The following is a 20,037-nucleotide window of genomic DNA, read 5'->3' as shown; positions in this document are numbered from 1 at the left end:
CGCCATGACTGACATGACCCTGCACGAACGGCTGCAGCAGCCGAACATCCTTCTGGCCCCAGGCATCTACGACGCGCTGAGCGCCCTGGTGGCCGAGCAGGCCGGCTTCGAGGCGTTGTACCTCTCGGGCGCCTCCATCGCCTACACACGGCTGGGCCGCTCCGACGTGGGCCTGACCACCTACACCGAGGTGGAAGACACCCTGGCGCGCATCACCGAGCGGGTGCGCACGCCCGTCATCGTCGATGCAGACACCGGCTTTGGCAACGCGCTGAACGTGCAGCGCACGGTGCGCGGCTTCGAGCGGGCGGGCGCAGCCATGGTGCAGATCGAGGACCAGGGCTTTCCCAAACGCTGCGGCCACCTGGACGGCAAGACCGTGGTGCCCGCCGCCGAGATGTGCGGCAAGCTGCGCGCCGCGCTCGACGCCCGCCGTAACGCCAGCACCCTGATCCTGGCGCGCACGGACGCGCTGGCGGTCGAGGGCATCGAGGCCGCGTTCGACCGGGCCGAGCGCTACCTGGAATGCGGCGTGGATGCGCTGTTCATCGAAGCCCTGCGCACCCCCGAGCAGATGGACGCCGCCTGCCAGCGTTTCGCCCACCGCATCCCCTTGCTGGCCAACATGGTCGAGGGCGGCAAAACCCCTGTGCAGGGCGCGCAGGAGCTGGGCGAGCGCGGTTTCCGCATCGCCATCTTCCCCGGCGGCACGGCGCGGGCGGTGGCCCATACCCTGCGGGGCTACTACGCCAGTCTGCACACGCACCAGACCACGGCGCCGTTCAAGGAGCGCATGCTGGACTTCGACGGCCTCAACGCGCTGATCGGCACGCCCGAGCTGATGGAGCAGGGAAGGCAGTACGAATGACGACCAGCGGGGCGGCCCAATGCCCCCGCCCGCACTGCGTTACCGGGCGCCGCGTACCATGCCCCTGAAACCATTCATCGCATGGAGACCCACATGGCACAGAACCTTCAAACCATCACCCTGGGCGGCGGCTGCTTCTGGTGCACCGAGGCCGTGTTCGACCGCGTGCGCGGCATCACCGACGTGGAAAGCGGCTACACCAACGGCCACACGCTCAACCCTACCTACGAGCAGATCTGCCAGGGCGACACCGGCCACGCCGAGGTGGTGCGCCTGACCTACGATGCCGACGAGATCAGCCTGGAAGAAGTGCTGGAAATCTTCTTTTACACCCACGACCCGACCACCCTCAATCGCCAGGGCAACGACGTGGGCACGCAGTACCGCAGCGGCATCTACTTCGACAAGGCTGAAGATGGCGAGGCGGCCAACGCGATGATCCGCCAGATGTCGCAGGACAAGCTGTTCGGCGCGCCCATCACCACCGAGGTCAAGCCGCTGCAGAACTACAGCGCGGCCGAGGCTTACCACCAGGACTACTTCGCGAAGAACCCGAATGCGGGCTACTGCGCGTTTGTGGTGGGGCCGAAGGTGGAGAAGTTCAGGAAGACGTTTGCGCGGTATGTAAAGGGTTGAGCTGGGGCTGGGGGTCGTGCAATGCTGCGCTGACGTATGTATTGACAACTGATATACGTTGATATAGAGTTTGTGTATCCATTGCATATGCACAGGAGTTGCCATGCGCGACGCTGCCATCAATCTCAGGGCGCTGCCTGAGCAACGTGACTTGATCGACCATGCGGCCAGCCTGCTCGGCAAAAACCGTTCCGATTTCATGCTGGAAGCGGCTTGTGACCGAGCGCAGGCTGTGGTGCTCGATCAAGTGTTCTTCAGCCTGGATACAGACAAGTTCAAGCAGTTCACGGCCCTGCTGGACGCGCCCCGTACCTCCGACGCAGGTCTGGAGCGACTCATGGCCGTCAAGGCTCCCTGGACCGCGGGAGCAGCGTGAGCGGCATGGGTTTGCAGTGCAGTGCACCACAGCCTCTGGCCACCCACCATCAACTCGACGGTTTTGCATGCGGAGAGCCTACGCTCGATGATTGGCTCCAGCGCCGCGCTCTGGCCAATCAATTGAGCGGGGCGAGCCGCACGTTCGTGGTGGCAGGCGCTGACGGGCGTGTAGTGGGTTACTACGCCATGGCGGCTGGCGCTGTGTCGCACCAGATGGCGACCAGCGGCGTGCGCCGCAATATGCCGGACCCCATTCCTGTGATGGTGCTGGCGCGGCTTGCGGTCGCCCGGCAGGCCCAGGGTCTTCAGTTGGGGGGCGCACTGCTGCAGGATGCCGTGCACAGAGCCGTGGCGGTGTCGCAAAACGCCGGGGTTCGCGCCGTTCTCGTCCACGCTTTGCATGACAATGCCAAGCGGTTTTACGAGCACTACGGGTGCAGGGAATCTCCCCTGCATCCCATGACGCTGACGCTGCGCATCTAGCCACTCGCCCCGGGCGCCTGAAGCGCTTCAACCTGTGCGGCCCATGCGCATGTTGCAAAGTGCCCTTGCAGTTCCTGGGTACACCCAGGTCCAGCGACGAACACGGCAGGCATAATGCAACCCGATTGCGTTATCCACTCCGCTTGTCCATCGCTGTCCATGCCGGCCATATCCTCACGTCCATCCAGCGCGACTTGGTCGTTGCCTTCAGGGATGCGTGCGACCCGTGCCACACGCGCACTGGCGGCGCTGTACGCAGCCCGCCCAGACGCAGCCTTCTCCGAACCCGAAGTGGAGGCTGCCCTCGCCACTGCCGGTGCCCCGGTCAACAAGGTCACCGTCTACCGCATGCTCGACCGCTTCGCCGCGGCCGGGCTGCTGCACAAGCAGGTGGATGCCGCCCGCGTCACGCGGTATGCGCTCGCACCCCAAGGCGAGGAGGGCGCCGCACCGCGCTTTGAATGCGACGACTGCCACCGCCAGTTCCGCCTGTCGCAGGGCTCTGCCAAGGTGCAGACCGCGTTGAAGCAGGTGCTGCAGGCGCTGGCCACGGCGGGGCACGAGAGTCTTGCCGTGGACATCGCCGTGCGCGGCCGCTGTGCTGGCTGCGCGCACCCGGCCGAGAGCGCAGCCGCATGATCCGTACCCGAGGCCTTGCCTACACCTACCCCACGGGCGGTGCGCCGCTGCGCTTTCCGGACGTGGACCTGAACCAGGGCGGCACGCTGCTGCTGCGCGGCCGCTCGGGCACGGGCAAGTCCACCTGGCTGTCGCTCATTGCCGGCCTGCGCGGTGCGAGTGGTGGCGATCTCTTCGTGGCGGGCATCCAGCTGGGCACGCAGCGCGGGGCGGAGCTCGATGCCTGGCGCGCACGCTGCATCGGGTTCCTGCCGCAGAAGCTGCACCTGTCGGGCGCGCTCACGGTGGCCGAGAACCTGGGCCTGGTCTACTTTGCAGCCGGGTTGCCGCGCGACGACGAGCGGATAGCACTGGTGCTGGCGCAGCTGGGCGTGGCCGAGCTGGCGGCGCGCAAGTCGCACCAGATATCGGGCGGTCAGGCCCAGCGCGTAGCCCTGGCGCGGGCCGTGCTGCTGGCGCCCGAACTGTTGCTGGCCGACGAACCCACGGCCAGCCTGGACGATGATGCCGCGGCCGATGCGCTGTCCCTGCTGCAGCACGGCGCAGCCGCCTGCGGCGCCAGCCTGGTCATCGCCACGCACGATCAGCGCGTGGTGCAGGCGCTGGTTGGCGCGCAGCAGCTGGATCTGAATAAAAACGCAGTACAGCGCCCACTGGGTATGTGCAAGCAGCTATGAAAAGCATAGTGGAGCTCGCGCGTCTTTCGTGGCGCTACCTCTGGTCGCGCCCGCTGGCGGCCGTGCTGAACCTGCTGGTGCTGACCCTGGGTCTGGCCGCCATCACACTGGTGCTGCTGGTGGCCACCCAGCTCGACAAGGCCTTCGAGCGCGACCTCGATGGCATCGACCTGGTGGTGGGCGCCAAGGGCAGCCCGCTGCAACTGATCCTGGCGGGCGTGTTCCACATCGACGTACCCACGGGCAACATTCCGCTGCAAGAGGTGCAGGCCCTGCAGAAGAGCCCGCTGGTGGCGCAGGTCATCCCGCTGAGCCTGGGCGACAGCTACCAGGGCTACCGCATCGTGGGCACCACGCCCGGCTATGTGGCGCACTACAGCGCCACCCTGGCCGAAGGCGCCCTGTGGCAGCAGCCCATGGACGCCGTGCTGGGCGCCAGCGTGGCGCGCGGCATTGTCAAAGCCGACAACCGCGGCGCGCCGCTGGTGGGCGCCACCTTCATCGGTAGCCACGGCCTGGGTGGAGGAGGGCACGCCCACGGCGACCACCCCTACCGCGTGAGCGGCGTGCTGGCGCCTTGCGGCTGCGTGCTCGACCGCCTCATCCTGACCAGCACCGAGTCCGTCTGGATGGTGCACGAGACCGCCACGGCCACCGAGCCTGAGGACCTGGAGATCCTGAAGGAAGAGCGCGAAGTGACCGTGGCGCTGCTGCGCTACCGCACGCCGCTGGCCGCCGTCACGCTGCCGCGTCAGATCAATGCCGACACCGCGCTGCAGGCTGCCGCGCCGGCCATCGAGGTCACGCGCCTGCTGCGCCTGCTGGGTGTGGGGGCCGACGTGCTGCGCGCCTTTGGCGGCGTGCTCCTGGCCGTGGCCGCGCTCAGCGTGTTCATTGCGTTGTGGAACGCGGTGCGCGAGCGCCGGGCCGACTTGGCCATGCTGCGCATGCTGGGCGCGCCGCCCGGCCGCGTGGCCGGTCTGGTGCTGTGGGAGGCGCTGTGGCTGTCCGCCATGGCATCTGCCCTGGGCCTGCTGCTGGGCCACGCCCTGGCGCACACGCTGGGGTGGGTGCTGCAGGCCCAGGGTCTGCTGCCGGTCAGCGGCCTGGTGTGGCTGCCGGCCGAGGCGGGCGTGCCGCTGCTGGCCGGTGCCGTGGCGGCATTGGCGGCCTTGTTGCCAGCCATGCAGGCCTACCGCACCGAGGTGGCGGACCTGCTGGGCCAGCCCTGATGACCTTGTTTTTCGCTTCCTGCTTGTTTGTCCATCATTCGAAAGGTTCTCCATGAAAAAACTGTTCACCACCCTGGCCCTGGTGCCATTGCTGCTGATGGCCGGTGCTGTGGCCCATGCGCAGGGCGCGCATTCCGACAAGGAGACCAAGGCCGACATCGAGCGCCACCGCGCCATGGCCGCCGCGCACGAAGCTGCCGCCAAGTGCCTGGAATCCGGCAAGGGCCATGACGTCTGCCAGAAGGAACTCCAGACCGCGTGCAAGGGTCTGGGCATTGGCAAGTACTGCGGCATGCGCCACAGTCATTAACGCTCCCCCCTGAGGCGCTGCGCGCCTTCCCCCCTGAGGGGGGACGCCCCCGGTGGCCCGGCGGAGCCGGTTCCACGGGGGCGCTGGGATTGGGGCGCGCCGGTTTTGCAGGGCGCGGGCGCAACGGAGTTCAGGTGGAATCAGCACGTTTGTCGACGGCGCTGTCACACATATGGAATAGCTGGCCCTGTGCGCACGGGGCGTTTACGGAGGGGATTTTTATGCACCATCGTTGGTTGCCTCGGTTTGTGCCCGGGCGCTCTATCGCTCTGCCTTTGGCGCTGGCGTTGGGTGTCGGTGTTTCTGGTACCGCGCTGGCACAAGCCAAGCCTTCCGCAGCGCCTGTGCTCAGTTCACCGTTGCCAGCGGGTGCTGGTGGGGCGCCGGTGGCGGGTGTGCCATCGGGCTCGGGAGCGGGGTATCACAGCCCGAACAGTCCGATTGCGCCGCTGCCCCAGCGCACGGATGTGATCCCCTGGTCGGTGCTGACCGACCTGACCAAGAAGACCACTAAGGACGGCATCCTGCCCGTGTTCAACGACGCGCAAAAGGGCATGGACAAGACGACGCAGCGCATCCAGGGCTTCATGATGCCGCTGGACGCCAAGGCCACCCAGACGCATTTTTTGCTCACCTCGGTGCCGCTGACCTGCTCCTTCTGCCTGCCCGGCGGGCCCGAGAGCATGGTCGAGGTCAAGGCCAGGACACCCGTGCGCTATTCGCTGGAGCCCGTGGTGGTCGAGGGCAAGTTCACCGTGCTGCACAACGACCAGTACGGCCTGTACTACCGCGTGGTGGAGGCCGTGCCGGTGAAATAATCGCCGACGTCCCCGCATCTTTGCCCGCATCTTGCGGGCACCTTGTTTGTTGACGGTTTTCCTCTCGTGACTTTTCCATTGCGCCCTTTCCAAACCCAGCCAGCCCGGCGCAGGGCGGGGCAGGGCGCGCGCGTGCCGGCCGGGCGCAGTCTTCAAGCTCAGCAAGCGCTGCTGCAACTGGCCCTGGCCTGGCTGCTGGTGGCCCTCGTGGCCGTGCCCACGCTGGGGCGGCTGCACCAGGTAGCCCATGGCAGCACGTTGGACCGGGTGCATGCAGGGTTGTCCCTGGCATCCCAGGGTGCGCCAGGCGCGGCCCCCCGAAGCCACACCGCCGATGCGGCCGCACCGAAACCGGGCCACAGTCACGGGCTCCACGCACTGCTGCCGCTGCTGCTGGGCCAGCACGCCCCGGCAGACTGCGTTCTGCTGGACCAGTTGGCGTTGGGCGACAGCTTGCACAGCGCCGCGGTGGCGCCCCCCGAGCCGGCACCCGCGCACGCACCGCCAGCCCAACGTGCGGCGCGCGACGCCGCCTTGCATGTTGCGCTGTTCCAGGCGCGTGGCCCGCCCCGGGCCTGACAAGCGCATTTCACCTGCGCTCTCGTCGCAATTCACTCCTGATTTCATAGCTTTCGGCGCTTGACCATCAAGCGCTGGAGGCACTTTTTATTCATGGCTCCGCGCTCCATGGCGTGGAGCCGCGCGCCGCGCGCCTGGCTCTGCCATCGCGGTGCGCACACGCCCATTGGCGCAAGCACACACGCACACCATGACCCACACCATCCTCGCATCCCGTTCTGCAGCGCATCGCAGCCGCCCCGTCCTTCGTCCTGTGGCCCTTGCTGCCATGTTGGCGCTATCGGGCCATGGCATCGCACATGCGCAGGCAGCTCCGGCACCGGCTGTCGCCCCGTCGGCGGCCGAAGCCGCCCCCAGCCTGCCTGCCGTCACCGTGTCCGCCAGCGGCCTGCAGCTGGGCACCAGCGACATGACCACACCCGCCACCGTGCTCGAAGGCGACGATCTCGTGCGCCGCCGCGAGGCCACGCTGGGCGAGACGCTCAACAGCGAGCCCGGCATCACCAGCAGCCACTTCGGCGCGGGCGCCAGCCGGCCCATCATCCGGGGCATGGACGGCCCGCGCGTCAAGGTGCTGTCGGATGGCGCCGAGCTGCACGACGCCTCCACCATCAGCCCCGACCACGCCGTGGTGTCCGAGCCCTTGCTCGCCACGCAGATCGAAGTGCTGCGCGGCCCATCCGCCCTGGTCTACGGCAGCGGCGCCGTGGGCGGCGTGGTCAACGTGCTGGACGGCAAGATCCCCACCGCCGTGCCCGAAAAGGGCTATGAAGGCAGCGCCGAGCTGCGCGCCAACACGGGTGCGCGCGAAGGGGCAGGGGCCTTCTCGCTCACGGGCGGCACCGGCAACCTGGCGGTGCACGTGGAGGGCGTCTCGCGCGACGCCAGCGACTACCGCGTGGGCAAGGGCTGGGTGCCCAACGGCGAGCCCAGCCGCAAGGTGCTGGGCAGCTTCAACCGCACCGACACCGGCAGCGTGGGCCTGTCGTGGGTGGGCGACCGGGGCTACCTGGGCGCCGCCTACACCCGGCAGACCGCCAGGTACGGCCTGCCAGGGCACAACCACAGCTTCGAGGGGTGCCACACCCACGGCGACCACCTGCATTGCGGTGCCCATGCCGACGAAGGCGAGGACGGCCACGACCATGACCACGGCGCCGAAGCGGGCGATGTACCCGTGGTCGACCTGCGCAGCGAGCGCTTCGACATCCGCGGCGAGCTGCGCAATCCCTTCACCGGTTTCTCGGCCCTGCGCCTGCGGGCCGGGGTCACCGACTATGTGCACGACGAGGTCGAGGACGGCGCCATCAGCACCACCTTCAAGAACAAGGCCTACGACACCCGCATCGAGCTGCAGCACGAGCCCATCGCCGGCTTCAAGGGTGTGATCGGCCTGCAGACCTCGCAGCGGAAATTCAGCGCCGAAGGTGAAGAGGCTTATGTGGAGCCCACCATCACCCGCAAGCTGGGCGTCTTCGCGCTGGAGGAATACCGCCTGGGCGACTGGCGCTTCGAGGCCGCCCTGCGCCACGACCGCCAGACGGCCGAGGCACAGGCCAGCGGCATCGAGCGCAGCCACAACGGCACCTCGGCATCGCTGGGCGCGGTGTGGAGGTTCACGCCCGGCTACCAGGTCGGTACATCGTTCACCCGCGCCAGCCGCGCCCCGTCGGCCGAAGAGCTGTACGCCCAGGGCCTTCACATGGCCACCAGTACCTACGAACGCGGCAACCCCGACCTGCGCTCCGAGATCTCGCAGAACATCGACGTGAGCCTGAAGAAGACCAGCGGCGACACCACCTTCGGCGTGAGCGTGTTCCGCAACCGCATCAGCAACTACATCTACGGCCGCACGCTCGATGAAGTGGAAGGCCTGCAACTGCTGCAGTACAGCCAGGCCGACGCCACCTTCACCGGCATCGAAGGTCAGGTGCGCCAGCGCCTGAACCGCAACTTCGGCATCACGCTGTTCGGCGACACCGTGCGCGCCCGTCTGGCCGGCGGCGGCCTGCTGCCCCGCATCCCGGCCACCCGCGCCGGCCTGCGCCTGGATGGCAACTGGAACGCCTGGGATGGCCAGGTCGAATGGGTGCAGGTGGCCCGCCAGAACCGTGTGGCGGAGTTCGAAACCGCCACGCCCGGCTACGGCATGCTGAATGTGGGTCTGAGCTACAGCGGGCAGTTCAGCGGCGGCACGCCGTGGCAGGTGTATGTGAAGGCGAACAACCTGACCGACCGCCTGGCGTATGCGCATACCTCATTCATCAAGAATGCGGCACCGTTGATGGGGCGCAATGTGACAGTGGGAGTAAAGGTGGCGTTTTGAGGAAAGGCCCGCGCGCCGGGGCTGTCCCTCGCCGCGCGGGCCGGTAGCAGCATGGGTGAAGCCGCACGTTGATGTAACAAAATTCGACTTTTGCAATAAATAGATACAATTGGCGCGTGAGGGGTCAACCTGGGGCGTGCTTACGCGCTCGAAGGCTTCCGTGGGCTCCACGCGGTGCGCATTGCATGCTCTCAAAGAGCAGGCATTCGATAGGCAACACCTTCGGGCCATCCGGAGAGTGAACCGCATCTGTCGCGGCGCCTCTGCGCCAGTCCACCGAGTCCGCAGCTTCGTTGACGGACATTCCCCTTTCCACTTTGACGACCACCGGAACCCACTGTTGACAAACGTACCCCAAATCGCCGTTCTGGACCTGACTTCGCGCATCGGCGGCTATGCATTGGCCCAGCTTGGTGTGACCGGCACCACCGGGCACGGCGCCTGGGAGAAGATGCCGCTTGGCGGTGTACCGGGCGCGCCTGAGATCAGCTGGTTCCGGCCGGCTGCGGTGCAAGACCTGTCTGATCTGCCCCCTGCGCCCGATGCGGTCGCCGTGCTCGTGGGGCCCGGCAGCTTTGCCATGCTACCGCCCGTGCTGGCCCTGCAGGCGCTGGAGGCGGCGCGGGCTGTCTGGTTCCTGCTGTTGCCCAACGCGGTGATGGAAGACATGGAGATCGCCAAATTCCTGCGCACCCATCCGCGCGCAGGCGTGCACAAGTACCAGTTGCCCAACAGCGATCCGCAAACGCTCTGGTTCGTCCTGATGGAGCAGATCGGCAAGGTCAGGGCGGTCAACGAATACGTCAATGAAGAAAGAAAAGGCGCAGAAGAAGTTATGAGTTCGAATTTGAAGAGTTCCATGGACGCTGCCATGACCATCGACGGCGCGCTGGCAGTGGCGTTGGTGGATTACCGCAGCGGCATGTGCCTTGCCCAGGCCGGCAGCGGGATGAACCTGGACCTTGCCGCTGCAGGCAACACACAAGTTGTGCAGGCCAAGCTCAAGACCATGGAGTCCCTGGGCATTCGTCGAGGCATCGAGGACATCCTGATCACGCTGGCCGAGCAGTACCACCTGATCCGCCTGATCCCCAACAACGAAGGCCTTTTTCTGTACCTGGTGCTCGACCGCAACAAGGGCAACCTGGCCCTTGCACGCTACCGGCTGACGGACCTGGAGCGCTCGTTGAAGGTCTGAGGCCGTCAACAGGGCCTCAGAGGCCATTGCAGGGAACGAGCGGCTCAGAAGAGTCGCTGCTGCGAAGTCGTCAGGCTGCTGAAGCTCTCACCCAGCGGGTACAGGATCGAGTCTGCAATGGGCTGTAGCTGCTTGGCCAGGTAATGCTCATAGTCGATGGGTGAGCGCAGCGTCTCCAGGGGCTCTGGCCCCATTGTTGTCATCACGTACCGGATCCATCCTCCGTGCTGGTACTGCTGGGGCCGGTTCATCCGCGCGTTGTGTTCATCTGCCAATCTGGCGGCCCGGACCTGGGGCGGCACGTTGACCTGGTAGGCAGACAGGTGGTGGCGCAGGCGCTTGCGGTAGATGAGCAGGTCGTCCTTTTCGCCGGCGAGGGTGGCCCTGGCGTAGTCGGCAACAAAGTCTCCGTGCGGGGCGCCCTGGAAAATCCTGGACAGCAGCCCTTCCTGAAATTGCTGTGCCAGCGGCGTCCAGTCGCTGCGGGCCATCTCCAGGCCGCGAAAGACCATCTCTTCCTTGCCGGACGCATCCGCGCTCAAGCCTGCATAGCGTTTCTTGCTGCCCACATCCGAGCCACGGATGGTCGGCATGAAGAACTTCCTGAAATGGGTGTCGAACTCGATCTCGAGATAGCTCTCGAGCCTGTGCTCGTCGCGCAAGGTTCGTTTCCACCACGCGTTGATGTCATCCACCAGGTCCGCCGCGACCGCATGGGCTTCTTCGTTGGAATGGGTTCGCTTGAGCCAGATGAAGATGGAGTCGGTGTCGCCATAGATGACCTCGTAGCCCCGGTCCTCGACGAAGCGCCGTGTGAGCTTGACCATCTCGTGGCCGCGAAGCGTTATCGCGGACACGACTTCGGGGTTGAAGAATCGGCACTCGGACGCCCCGAGCACCCCGGCGAAAGAGTTCATCAACAGCTTGAGCGCCTGCGACAGCGGCTCGTTGCGCTCACGCTTGGCTTCGTCGCGGGCGTTCCAGAGCGTTGTGACGATCTCCGGCAGGCAGTGCCGATCGCGCGAGAATCTCGTTCCCAGCGGGCCCGCGACGCAGCTTGCAGGGTCGGTGGCCGCCTGGCCCTCCGCGTGGCCCACGGGGTCCACGAGGAAGGTGCGGATGATCGATGGGTACAGGCTTTTGTAGTCCAGGACCACCACGGAATCGTAGAAGCCCGGCCTGGAGTCGATCACGTACCCACCCGGGAACGCCCCTTGCTGGACATCTCCCACATTGGGCGCCACAAACCCCAGGCGGTGCATTCGCGGCAGGTAGTGGTGGCTGAACGCGGCAATTGAGCCGCCGAAATGGTCTGCCTGCAAGCCTGTGGTTTGCGCGCGTTCGACGACAAACTGCAGCAGCTTCGTTTTCTCGAATATGCGCAGCACCAGCTCGCAGTCCCGGATGTTGTAGACCGCCAATGCGGTACGGTCTTCACGGTAGCGGCGGTTGATCTCCGCCATCTTGTCGTAGTTGTCGCCGATGTCCTTGCCCTCGCCAAGCAGGCGCTGCGCAACCGTCTCCAGGCTGAACGAAGGAAAGCTCCATACCGCCGCCTTCAGGGCGTCAATGCCGTCGATGACGAGCCGTCCGGGCATGGGTGCAAAGAGATAGCCCTGCTTGCGAGGGTGCGTGCGCCAGGCGATGGGCGTGCGCCCCCTGCCTGGGAGCAGCGGTACGCCACCGTCGTCGGCGGTCTTCTGCAGAACGCGCAGGTCGAACTGGATCACGTTCCACCCCACGATGACGTCGGGATCGTTGCGCTCGATCCAGGCGTTCAAGCGCTCGATCATCTCTTGCCGGGTCGGGCAGTAGACGATGGAGAAGTCCAGCACCGGCCCGGGGGCCGACGGCGGCTCGCCCAGCATGAAGACCACACGCTCGGGCATGCCGTCGAGCGCGATGGAGTACAGCTCCTCGTACTCGCTGGTCTCGATGTCGACCGAGGCGACCGTGAGCGCGGGCCGGAAGCGGGCTGACGGGGCGAGCCTGCAATCGACGAGCGCCGAGCCTTCCTCGCGCCCTCCCTCCATGGAGACGCCTGCAAAGATGAACCTTTCCATCAGATGGCGATCGTGGGGGCGGACATCGGCCTCCAGAAGGGCAATTCCAAGGCGCTGGAGCGCTCTGGCGAGCCGGGTCAGGTGGCGATAGTGGCGGGCATAGATGCCCAGCACCGGCACATGCTGGAAGGTCTTGAGCTGCAGGTCGCGCAGTTCGATGCCGGGCATGGCGCGCGCGACGGCCTGCACGGTCGGCTTGTGGCGCACCTCCACGAACGCCACCGACTTCTGGTGGTGCAGCAACACCTTGCGCGGGCCGGCATCGGTGGCCATCCAGTATTCGATCTCCGTACCGGACGGGGTGTCCCGCCAATGGCGCGTGAGGATGAAGCCGTTGAGAGGGGTGGTTACCACGAAGACCTGGCTGGGGATGCAAATGGATGGGAGTGGCCCGCAGGGCCGACGGGGGATTTTCCCCGATCACGCGCCCCTGGCTGGATAAACAGGATCTCGTGGGGCGGTGGTGGATACCATTGGGAAACCGAGAGGCTCCGGCCTTTCTTGATTTATCGTCGCTATAGCCAACGCGCGCCTGATCCAACAGCATTCATGGCCTGCGCCCGTCCATTCAGTCATTCATGACCGCCTACACCTGCCACTGGATCGAAACCAGCCCCAGGCGCAAGAACAGCGCTCCCTTGCTCATCCAGCTCACACTCCATCCGCACGGGTACGACGGGCGGGCGTATTGGATGCGGCAGGAGGCGCGCACATCGGCCGAGCGTTTCAAGATGGTGGAAGACCTGGCATTTCCCGCCCAGGGGGGCCCGCAGGCAGTGCTGCAGCGCTTCATCGACGTGCGCCGCGCGCTGGCGGACAGCGGTTTTCAGGAGGTGGTGGCGCCCGACAGGGTGTACGCGCCTGGCAGCATCGCCGGCCACAGGCCCAAGACCCCCGACGAGTGCCGGATGGATCTCGCCGCGCTTCACGCCGAATGCGGTGACAACGACGCTGCACTGGCTCTGTTGCGGCAATCGCAGGACAGCGAAGGCGCGTGGTACTGGCACACTCTGGCGCGACGCGCGCACGCCAACCGTGCGCGTGCGAATCCGGGCCCTGGCGCGGAAGATGACTGGGCCGCAGCATTGAACCATTGCGTGGCCATCGTTGTCAGTGCGCAGGAGCAGCAGACCAGCCCTTTTCGCATGCACACCGGCAGCAGCAGCTACAGCTTCGGCGACAGTTACGCCGGGGCTCCTTCGCAGCTGGCGGCTGCGGCGCAGACAATGGCCGAGTACGCGCTGTGCGTTGCAAGCGACCCCGCCCAGGCGCTGCAAGCCATCGCCCTGGCTGACAGCACCAGCAGCGGCACCGCGCAGATGGAGCACTACCGCGTCACGGCGCTGTTGCAGCTGGGTCGTCACGCAGAGGCGCACGCGTGCCACCGCAAATGGAGCCTGCGCATGCCCGAGGTGCTCAATGATCCAGCCTATCAGGCCTGGGTGGCGCGCGAGGCTGCGCAGTCCGGCGCGGCCCAGCGCCAGCGCGTCGCCGCCTTGCGGTTCGAGTACGCGCCAGGCCACAGCGCGACGGCGGCCGAGCTTGCCCTGCTGCGAGAGCGCTTTCCTGCAGTCTTGCAGGACGCAGCCTGCGCGGCCTATGTGCATTGGATCAGTGCACCCGGGCAGTCGCACCGGCTCACGGTGGTGGATGGAGAGTACCGCCAGGCCTACCAGCTCTTCGGCATCGGGCAGGCGCTGGACAAGCACGCCGAAATGATGGACTGGATCGGCCTGCACGACGACAGCTCGCCGCAGCTGGCCGCCGAGATACGCCAGGCCATTGCCAAGGACGGCATCGACCCGCTGCGCATGCTGCCCATCGCGGGCGGCGACAATTCGCCCGACTGCTTTCTGTTGCGCACGGACGGCCCCGACCTGGGCGCCGTGTACTACTGGTCGCACGACGAATCCGCCGTGTTCAGCCCCCTGGTGGCCGATGCCGGGCAGCTTTTTCCGTGGCTTCGGGCCCAGGCCGAGGCGGGCTGCACATTCTCGGTATGACGGGACGCAGGGGCGCGAACGAACGCGGCCCGACGCACAATCAGGCCTGTTGCCGTCGATTCACCTCCCTGGCCTTGCGCCCATTCTCCCCATGCCCCACGCCTTCCTCTACCCGATGGTGATGCACGTCGCCCTCGCTGCCGTGATCTATGCCTTGCTCACTGCCGTGCGCGCCCCGACGGTCTGGGGCCTGGGCCGCAGCCCTGATGGCTCCAACCCCTGGGCAGCGCTGGAGCGGCGGGTGAGCGCGAATCTTTCCAACCAGTTCGAATGGCCGCTTTTCTTCTACGCGGCGTGCCTGCTGCTGTTGCAGCTGCAGGCGGTGGATGCGGTGCAGATCACGCTGGCGTGGTTGTTCATTGCAGGCCGGGTGGCGCACAGTCTGGTGCAGGTGCTGACGGCCAACGTGCAACTGCGCGGTATCGTCTTCACGGTCAACTTCCTGGCGGTGCTGGGCATGTGGGGTTGGCTCATCGCAGGGCAACTGGGCCTGGTGGGCCGGGCGGCATGACACCCATCAAGCTTCATGATCGGCTGTTGAACAGGCTCGCACCGGTGCCGGAGCCTGGGCACGACGGTGTGCCCCGCACCTGCTTCCTGCGTGACGCGCAGTGGCGTTCGCTGGGCAGCACGCGCGTGGCGCGGGTGCTCGCCGGCGTGGATGGCGACCACGCATTCCATCCGTGCCTGCACCAGCGACACCTCGTGCGCGAGCCGCCCACCCAGCCATTGCGCAGCCACCAGCACGGGCCGGTTGCAGTCGGAGGACGCATGCAGCTGGATGCCGGCGGCCTCCCTGCAGGGCCCAGGCTGAGAATCCCGCCGAAGCGGTCGTGACAAACGCCTTGTTGCGCGGACTCCGCAGGCCAGGATTGTGCTTTCGGTTTGCTGTCAATCATCCTTGGTACAAGCACAATGGCGCCCTTGCTGCGCAAGCGGCATGATCCCCCGCTTATGAAACTCCTCCTTGTCGAAGACGATTTTGATCTGGCCGGTGCGCTGAGCCGCACCCTGGCGGCGCGCGGCTTCGAAGTGCTGTGCTGTGCGGACGGCAAGGAGGCGCTGGCTGCGGCCCGACGCACCGTTTTCGATGTGATCACGCTCGACCTGTCGCTGCCCGGGCTGGACGGCCTGGAGATACTGCGGCGCCTGCGCGACGGTGGCAGTACGACGCCCGTGCTGGCGCTCACCGCCCGTGCGGCGGTGACGGACCGCATCGCCGGGCTGGAGGCGGGGGCGGACGACTACCTGGCCAAGCCGTTCGACCTGGACGAGCTGGTGGCGCGCCTTCGGGCGCTGACGCGGCGCGTGGGGCGCGACGGGCAGTTGCGCTGCGGCACGCTGTACCGCGAGCCAGGCAGCGGGGTGTTCTACAACGATGCACTTCCCCTGGAGCTGTCGCAGCGCGAGGCGGAGCTGCTGCGGCTGCTGATGTCCCGCGTGGACCGTGTGGTGAGCAAGGAAGAACTGCGCACGCAGGTGTTCGCCGATACCGGCGATCAGCAGGTGCAGGCCGATGCGGTGGAGGTGGTGGTGCACCGCTTGCGCAAGAAGCTTGTGGGCACGAATGCCGAGATCGTGACGCTGCGCGGAGTGGGTTATCTGCTGTGCGACGGCGACAGCATGGCCGCGCACAAAGGCGGGGCGCCCCGGTGACGCTGGGGCGTGCTCGGAGGGTGGGTCGGTGGCTCGGCTGGCAGCCGCGCGGCGGTTCGCTGCAGCGGCTGCTGGTGGTGTGGCCGCTGCTGGCCCTGTGGGCAATGGTGGCGCTGATCACTGCATTCCATGCCGTGCGCCAAATGCGTACCAACGCCGACTGGCAGGACAACACCTTGCGCGTGGCCCTTTTAGCCTGGCCAGTGGGGCAGGGCAGAGAGATTGGCACCGACGCCCCGTCTGGCGCGGTGTCACAGGCCGGGCCGCAGTGGCTGCGTGAGACCCGCCTGGGCGGCGAGCGCTTGGCGGGCAGTGCAGCGGTGCCGCCGCTGCTGTCGGTACAGCAACTTGGCGCGCCGGGCCAAGTGCATCTGTACCTGGCAGAGATAGATGGCCAACTCGCCCGCGTGGCCGCCACCCTGTATCAGCCCGCAACTGCTGCGGCAGCGGGGGAACCCGTCGTGCGGCAGGTGGCCCGTCGCTGGAACGAGCGCCTGCCCACGCTGCAGCAGATGCTGGACAACCCGGTATTGCGTACCGCCTACGGCTTGGCGCTGGCGATGAGCGCCGTGTTGGTGGCGCTCGCCCAGGTCGCGTCGGGCTGGCTGCGCCGTGCGAATGCGTCGCTGGTTCTGCCTTCGGGCGCTGCCGCAGCAGCGCCTGAAGGGCCGTCCGAGCTGGAGCCCGCAGTGGTGCACCTGCGCGCACTGCAGGCCGGACAAAGCCGCTGGATCGACGAGCAGCGGCGCTTTCTGGCAGATGCCACGCACCAGCTGCGCACGCCCATGGCGGTGCTGCGCACGCAACTGCAGTCGGCCATCCATGGCGACGTACTTCCGGCCGATGCCCTGCAGCAGATGCTGCACACGGTGGACAGGGCCTCGGGCCTGGCCAACCAGTTGCTCAGCCTGAGCAAGGTGGAGCAGCTCAAGCGCATGGGCGAGCTGCCCAGCGTGGATCTGACCGGCGTGGCACGCGGCGCGGTGATGGAGCTGGCGCCGCTGATCGCCGCCAAGCGCCTGGACTTTGCACTGGAAGGGCCGCAGCTGTCGGTGCCGGGGGATGCCGCCCTGCTGGGCGAGCTGATGCGCAACCTGCTGGCCAACGCCATCCACCACACGCCGGTACATGGGCGGCTGGGCGTGTTGGTGCGCAACAGCACCGGCTTGCGCGAACTGCTGGTGTGGGACGAAGGCCCCGGCATTGAGGACGGGGTGCGGCAGCGCCTGTTTCAACCGTTTTCCGCAGGCAAAGGCGGTGTGGGCCTGGGCCTGTCGATCTGCCGGCAGATCGCCGAGTCGATGGGCGCCGAGGTCACCCTGTTCAACCGGCAGGACCAGGGTCGCGTGGTGGGCGTGGACGCGCTCGTGACCTGGGGGCCAACGGGCACAGCGGGCGGCCTGCCCGCGGCGGCAGGCGCTGTGCCAACCTGAGGAGTCCTTTGCATGAACATGTCTGCGTACCGGCTACCGCCGTCGTCCTTGCCACCACCGCACGCCAGTCACGGTATCGAGTTTCAGGGCGTGTGCAAGCGTTTCGGCACGGCCGACAGCGACCCGCTGGTGGTGGACCACATCAGCTTTGCCGTGCCCCGGGGCACGCTCACCACCATCCTCGGGCCCTCGGGCTGCGGCAAGACCACCACGCTGCGCATGATCGCGGGGCTGGAGTCGCCCACGGCCGGGCGCATTTTCATCGATGGCCACGACGTGACCACGCTGGGGCCGGCCCAGCGCAATGTGAGCCTGGTGTTCCAGAGCTATGCGCTGTTTCCGCACATGAACGTGATCGACAATGTGTGCTACGGCCTGCGGATGTCGCACCTGGACAAGGCCCTGGTGCGCGACAAGGCGCGCGCCATGCTGGACACCGTGGGCCTGCATGGCCTGGACCAGCGCAGGCCGGCTGAACTGTCGGGCGGTCAGCAGCAGCGGGTGGCGCTGGCGCGGGCGCTGGCGCTGGAGCCGGCGGTGCTGCTGTTCGACGAACCCCTGTCCAACCTGGATGCGCGCTTGCGCCGCGCCATGCGCGAGGAGATTCGCACGCTGCAGCAGCGGCTGGGCCTCACGGTGGCCTACGTCACCCACGACCAGAGCGAGGCATTGGCGGTCAGCGACCAGATCATCGTGATGAACAAGGGCGCCATCGCCCAGCGCGGCGCGCCCAGTGAGCTGTACGAGCAGCCAGCGTCGGAGTTCGTGGCCGGCTTCATGGGCGAGGCGATGCTGTTCGAGGGCTTCAACAAGGCCGGCCCGTCCGCAGGCCAAGAGCCGGGCCATGCGGACCTGGGACCGCTGCGCGTGCCGTCGCCGCCCTCGCTGCCCTGCGGCCCAGTGAAGATCGCCGTGCGGCCCGAAGCCTGGATCATCGGCCCAGCCACTGCGCATGGGCTGGCCGCCCGGCTGACCAAGCGCACCTACCTGGGGAGCATCATGGAATACACATTTGCCAGCGCGCTGGGCGAGATCTTCGTGGTCTCGCCCCTGGTCAAGGCCCCACTGGATGTGGGCGCCCCAGTCAGCCTGACGCTGGCGGACCACGGCGTGTCCGTGGTAGCCATTTGAATACAACAACCCTCCGTAAAACCATGACCGAAACAACCCGCCGCCGTCCGACGCCGAACCTGCCGTACACCGCAGCCATCTTCGACCTGGACAATTGCCTCATGGACGCCCGTGCCATGGGTACTCTGTTCGAGACCGCCTTCGTGGCCATCCGCCAGGCCAACCAGGGCACTTTGTCGCCCGACGTGCTGGAGGACGCCATCGCCCAGTGCTGGTACACGGCCTTCGACCTGGTGGCAGAGCGCTACGGTTTCAGCGACGCCATGCGCGACGCGGGCTGGCAGGCGTTCATCAGCATGGAGATGCAGCCGCCGCTGTCGGGCTACGCCGACCTGGGGCTGTTGCCCGCCTTGCCCGTGCGCAGGTACCTCGTGACCAGCGGATTTCGCCGCCTGCAGCAGAGCAAGATCGACGTGCTGGGCATTGCGCCATGGTTCGAGCGTGTGGTGATCGATGCGATCGACGAACCCGGTCCGCACGGCAAGGCCAGGATCTTCTCCGAGATCCTGGCCCAGGAGCGATGCGAACCCGAGCAGGTGCTGGTCGTGGGCGACAACCCGTTGTCCGAGCTGGGAGCGGGCCGCGCGCTGGGCATGGTGACGGTTCAGACCGTCCGACCCGGGGTCAGCCCCTGGGACGAGGCAGATCACCACGTGCTGGGGCTGCAAGGAGTTGGGGAGCTGCTGGCGGGTGCGCAATTGCCGGCCTAGCCGCTGCCGACGGCGCAGCCCCTGGGCGGGGCGATCAACAGATCGCCGACAGCGAGTCCACGATGTGCTGCTGGCGCAAGGTCAACGCGGCATAGCCTTCAAGGATCAGGCGCTTGACCGCCAAATGGATCTCGAGTTCTGTGTACAGCATGGAGCCCTCCGGAAAATGCCTGCCTGCCCGTGGCGACGGCCCCACGCGTTGCGAGGGGTCGGCGAGCGCAGGGCAGGGCAGGTGGCTGAAGCATGGCAGCCTGCGCGCGTTTCAAATGCCGGATATGTGGCGGGAATGCTGGATATTTCTGCGCAAGCGCCTGCCTGGCAGGCCGCGCCGGGTGGCTCTCAGCCGTGCCGCTCGACCAGGCGGCACAGGGTTCCCCAGGTGCGCGTGGTGGCGGGCAGGCCGAAGAGCCTTTCGGCAAACACGTTCGGGCTGCCCATGGTCTTGCCATGTTCGTGGCTGACCGACAGGAACTCGTGCCCGGTGTAAAGCAGCACCTGCACATCGCCCCGGGCGTTGCTGTTCGGCGGGTCGGGCGGTACCTGGGCGTCGTCGTGCAGAAAGGTCACATAGAAGTCATACACGGGCGGCCCCTTGTCCCGGCCGGCGAACGGGTCGCGGGCCAGCAGTGAGCGAAGGCCGGGCATGCCTCGCAGAAACACCGGCTCGTCGAAACCGTGCTCCTGCAACAGCACGTTCTGCACGCCCCGCAGGATCTGGCGTGCGGACCGCGTGCCATTGGCCGTGAACGCCACCGTGCCGTTGGTCTGAAACGATGCCGCCTCTGCCGCACCTGCCCGGGCGAAGAAGCCCTCGAGCCCGCTGCGCGATGGGGCATTGCCGTGGCCAAGGTTCAGGTTGCGAAAGAAGGCTGCGAATTTCACGGCAAGGAGCGAAGG

20 protein-coding genes are annotated in these 20,037 nt (G+C 66.9%); 18 read left to right on the top strand and 2 right to left on the bottom strand.

The annotated features are described in order from the left end of the window. Positions 1-4: 4 nt before the first annotated feature. The 12 genes from KW835_RS04900 (at position 5) to KW835_RS04845 (ending at position 10,144) form a co-directional block, all read left to right on the top strand. Positions 5-868, top strand: coding sequence for an oxaloacetate decarboxylase (locus KW835_RS04900; RefSeq protein WP_218381185.1), 864 nt, complete (start codon positions 5-7; stop codon positions 866-868). Positions 869-961: 93 nt separating this feature from the next. Beyond that, a complete protein-coding gene (gene msrA, locus KW835_RS04895) occupies positions 962-1,504 on the top strand; it encodes a peptide-methionine (S)-S-oxide reductase MsrA (protein ID WP_218381184.1) in 543 nt (180 codons plus the stop codon). A gap of 103 nt (positions 1,505-1,607) precedes the next feature. Continuing rightward, positions 1,608-1,880: a DUF1778 domain-containing protein gene (locus KW835_RS04890; RefSeq protein ID WP_218381183.1), complete on the top strand. Its 273-nt coding sequence runs from the start codon at positions 1,608-1,610 to the stop codon at positions 1,878-1,880. 5 nt (positions 1,881-1,885) lie between these two features. Then, positions 1,886-2,365 (top strand): GNAT family N-acetyltransferase, encoded by a 480-nt coding sequence (locus KW835_RS04885; protein WP_218381182.1) that lies wholly within the window; start codon positions 1,886-1,888, stop codon positions 2,363-2,365. A gap of 213 nt (positions 2,366-2,578) precedes the next feature. Beyond that, a complete protein-coding gene (locus KW835_RS04880) occupies positions 2,579-3,004 on the top strand; it encodes a Fur family transcriptional regulator (RefSeq protein ID WP_218381181.1) in 426 nt (141 codons plus the stop codon). Beyond that, positions 3,001-3,681, top strand: a complete 681-nt coding sequence (locus KW835_RS04875) for an ATP-binding cassette domain-containing protein (RefSeq protein ID WP_218381180.1) — start codon at positions 3,001-3,003, stop codon at positions 3,679-3,681. The genes KW835_RS04880 and KW835_RS04875 overlap by 4 nt, the downstream gene beginning before the upstream one ends. Then, positions 3,678-4,913 carry an FtsX-like permease family protein gene (locus KW835_RS04870; RefSeq protein ID WP_218381179.1) on the top strand — a complete coding sequence of 412 codons (1,236 nt, stop codon included), beginning with the start codon at positions 3,678-3,680 and terminating at the stop codon, positions 4,911-4,913. The genes KW835_RS04875 and KW835_RS04870 overlap by 4 nt, the downstream gene beginning before the upstream one ends. A gap of 52 nt (positions 4,914-4,965) precedes the next feature. Then, positions 4,966-5,223: a hypothetical protein gene (locus KW835_RS04865; protein ID WP_218381178.1), complete on the top strand. Its 258-nt coding sequence runs from the start codon at positions 4,966-4,968 to the stop codon at positions 5,221-5,223. A gap of 221 nt (positions 5,224-5,444) precedes the next feature. Beyond that, positions 5,445-6,041: a DUF3299 domain-containing protein gene (locus KW835_RS04860; RefSeq protein WP_218381177.1), complete on the top strand. Its 597-nt coding sequence runs from the start codon at positions 5,445-5,447 to the stop codon at positions 6,039-6,041. Positions 6,042-6,119: 78 nt separating this feature from the next. Continuing rightward, positions 6,120-6,620, top strand: a complete 501-nt coding sequence (locus tag KW835_RS04855) for a hypothetical protein (protein ID WP_255593288.1) — start codon at positions 6,120-6,122, stop codon at positions 6,618-6,620. A gap of 190 nt (positions 6,621-6,810) precedes the next feature. Further along, on the top strand, positions 6,811-8,946 hold the full coding sequence (locus KW835_RS04850; RefSeq protein WP_218381176.1) for a TonB-dependent receptor domain-containing protein: 2,136 nt from the start codon (positions 6,811-6,813) through the stop codon (positions 8,944-8,946). An 835-nt stretch (positions 8,947-9,781) separates the two neighbouring features. Then, the gene (locus tag KW835_RS04845; RefSeq protein WP_370633590.1) at positions 9,782-10,144 is read left to right on the top strand and encodes a hypothetical protein; all 363 of its coding nucleotides are present in this window, start codon (positions 9,782-9,784) and stop codon (positions 10,142-10,144) included. A 44-nt stretch (positions 10,145-10,188) separates the two neighbouring features. Here KW835_RS04845 and KW835_RS04840 read toward each other — a convergent pair whose 3' ends face one another. Further along, positions 10,189-12,561, bottom strand: coding sequence for a DNA polymerase II (locus KW835_RS04840; RefSeq protein ID WP_218381175.1), 2,373 nt, complete (start codon positions 12,559-12,561; stop codon positions 10,189-10,191). Positions 12,562-12,785: 224 nt separating this feature from the next. On the opposite strand from KW835_RS04840, the gene KW835_RS04835 reads away from it, so the two are divergent. The 6 genes from KW835_RS04835 to KW835_RS04810 all read left to right on the top strand — a co-directional run bounded on the left by KW835_RS04835 (position 12,786) and on the right by KW835_RS04810 (position 19,140). Continuing rightward, the gene (locus KW835_RS04835; RefSeq protein ID WP_218381174.1) at positions 12,786-14,210 is read left to right on the top strand and encodes an SMI1/KNR4 family protein; all 1,425 of its coding nucleotides are present in this window, start codon (positions 12,786-12,788) and stop codon (positions 14,208-14,210) included. A 91-nt stretch (positions 14,211-14,301) separates the two neighbouring features. After that, the gene (locus tag KW835_RS04830) at positions 14,302-14,721 is read left to right on the top strand and encodes an MAPEG family protein (RefSeq protein WP_218381173.1); all 420 of its coding nucleotides are present in this window, start codon (positions 14,302-14,304) and stop codon (positions 14,719-14,721) included. 443 nt (positions 14,722-15,164) lie between these two features. Further along, complete coding sequence (locus KW835_RS04825) at positions 15,165-15,866, top strand: response regulator transcription factor (protein ID WP_218381172.1); 702 nt, start codon at positions 15,165-15,167, stop codon at positions 15,864-15,866. 20 nt (positions 15,867-15,886) lie between these two features. Further along, a complete protein-coding gene (locus KW835_RS04820; protein WP_339385502.1) occupies positions 15,887-17,299 on the top strand; it encodes a HAMP domain-containing sensor histidine kinase in 1,413 nt (470 codons plus the stop codon). A 12-nt stretch (positions 17,300-17,311) separates the two neighbouring features. Then, positions 17,312-18,430 carry an ABC transporter ATP-binding protein gene (locus tag KW835_RS04815; RefSeq protein ID WP_255593287.1) on the top strand — a complete coding sequence of 373 codons (1,119 nt, stop codon included), beginning with the start codon at positions 17,312-17,314 and terminating at the stop codon, positions 18,428-18,430. A 23-nt stretch (positions 18,431-18,453) separates the two neighbouring features. After that, entirely contained in the window at positions 18,454-19,140 is a 687-nt protein-coding gene (locus KW835_RS04810; protein ID WP_218381171.1) for an HAD family hydrolase, read from the top strand. A gap of 339 nt (positions 19,141-19,479) precedes the next feature. Here KW835_RS04810 and KW835_RS04805 read toward each other — a convergent pair whose 3' ends face one another. Beyond that, a complete protein-coding gene (locus tag KW835_RS04805; protein ID WP_218381170.1) occupies positions 19,480-20,022 on the bottom strand; it encodes a DUF1697 domain-containing protein in 543 nt (180 codons plus the stop codon). Positions 20,023-20,037: the final 15 nt, after the last annotated feature.

Origin of the sequence: Acidovorax sp. sic0104 (assembly GCF_019219095.1) — a bacterium.
In the GTDB taxonomy this organism is placed as follows: Bacteria; Pseudomonadota; Gammaproteobacteria; order Burkholderiales; family Burkholderiaceae_C; genus Acidovorax.
This window is presented reverse-complemented; position numbering and strand designations above follow the sequence as displayed.

What these genes read in the sequence shown, in the direction of transcription:
- KW835_RS04865 (WP_218381178.1), top strand. Translation starts at nt 4,966, where the DNA reads ATGAAAAAACTGTTCACCACCCTGGCCCTGGTGCCATTGCTGCTGATG.
- msrA (WP_218381184.1), top strand. Translation starts at nt 962, where the DNA reads ATGGCACAGAACCTTCAAACCATCACCCTGGGCGGCGGCTGCTTCTGG.
- KW835_RS04845 (WP_370633590.1), top strand. Translation starts at nt 9,782, where the DNA reads ATGAGTTCGAATTTGAAGAGTTCCATGGACGCTGCCATGACCATCGAC.
- KW835_RS04880 (WP_218381181.1), top strand. Translation starts at nt 2,579, where the DNA reads ATGCGTGCGACCCGTGCCACACGCGCACTGGCGGCGCTGTACGCAGCC.
- KW835_RS04885 (WP_218381182.1), top strand. Translation starts at nt 1,886, where the DNA reads ATGGGTTTGCAGTGCAGTGCACCACAGCCTCTGGCCACCCACCATCAA.
- KW835_RS04875 (WP_218381180.1), top strand. Translation starts at nt 3,001, where the DNA reads ATGATCCGTACCCGAGGCCTTGCCTACACCTACCCCACGGGCGGTGCG.
- KW835_RS04825 (WP_218381172.1), top strand. Translation starts at nt 15,165, where the DNA reads ATGAAACTCCTCCTTGTCGAAGACGATTTTGATCTGGCCGGTGCGCTG.
- KW835_RS04810 (WP_218381171.1), top strand. Translation starts at nt 18,454, where the DNA reads ATGACCGAAACAACCCGCCGCCGTCCGACGCCGAACCTGCCGTACACC.
- KW835_RS04815 (WP_255593287.1), top strand. Translation starts at nt 17,312, where the DNA reads ATGAACATGTCTGCGTACCGGCTACCGCCGTCGTCCTTGCCACCACCG.
- KW835_RS04900 (WP_218381185.1), top strand. Translation starts at nt 5, where the DNA reads ATGACTGACATGACCCTGCACGAACGGCTGCAGCAGCCGAACATCCTT.
- KW835_RS04835 (WP_218381174.1), top strand. Translation starts at nt 12,786, where the DNA reads ATGACCGCCTACACCTGCCACTGGATCGAAACCAGCCCCAGGCGCAAG.
- KW835_RS04860 (WP_218381177.1), top strand. Translation starts at nt 5,445, where the DNA reads ATGCACCATCGTTGGTTGCCTCGGTTTGTGCCCGGGCGCTCTATCGCT.
- KW835_RS04870 (WP_218381179.1), top strand. Translation starts at nt 3,678, where the DNA reads ATGAAAAGCATAGTGGAGCTCGCGCGTCTTTCGTGGCGCTACCTCTGG.
- KW835_RS04890 (WP_218381183.1), top strand. Translation starts at nt 1,608, where the DNA reads ATGCGCGACGCTGCCATCAATCTCAGGGCGCTGCCTGAGCAACGTGAC.
- KW835_RS04830 (WP_218381173.1), top strand. Translation starts at nt 14,302, where the DNA reads ATGCCCCACGCCTTCCTCTACCCGATGGTGATGCACGTCGCCCTCGCT.
- KW835_RS04850 (WP_218381176.1), top strand. Translation starts at nt 6,811, where the DNA reads ATGACCCACACCATCCTCGCATCCCGTTCTGCAGCGCATCGCAGCCGC.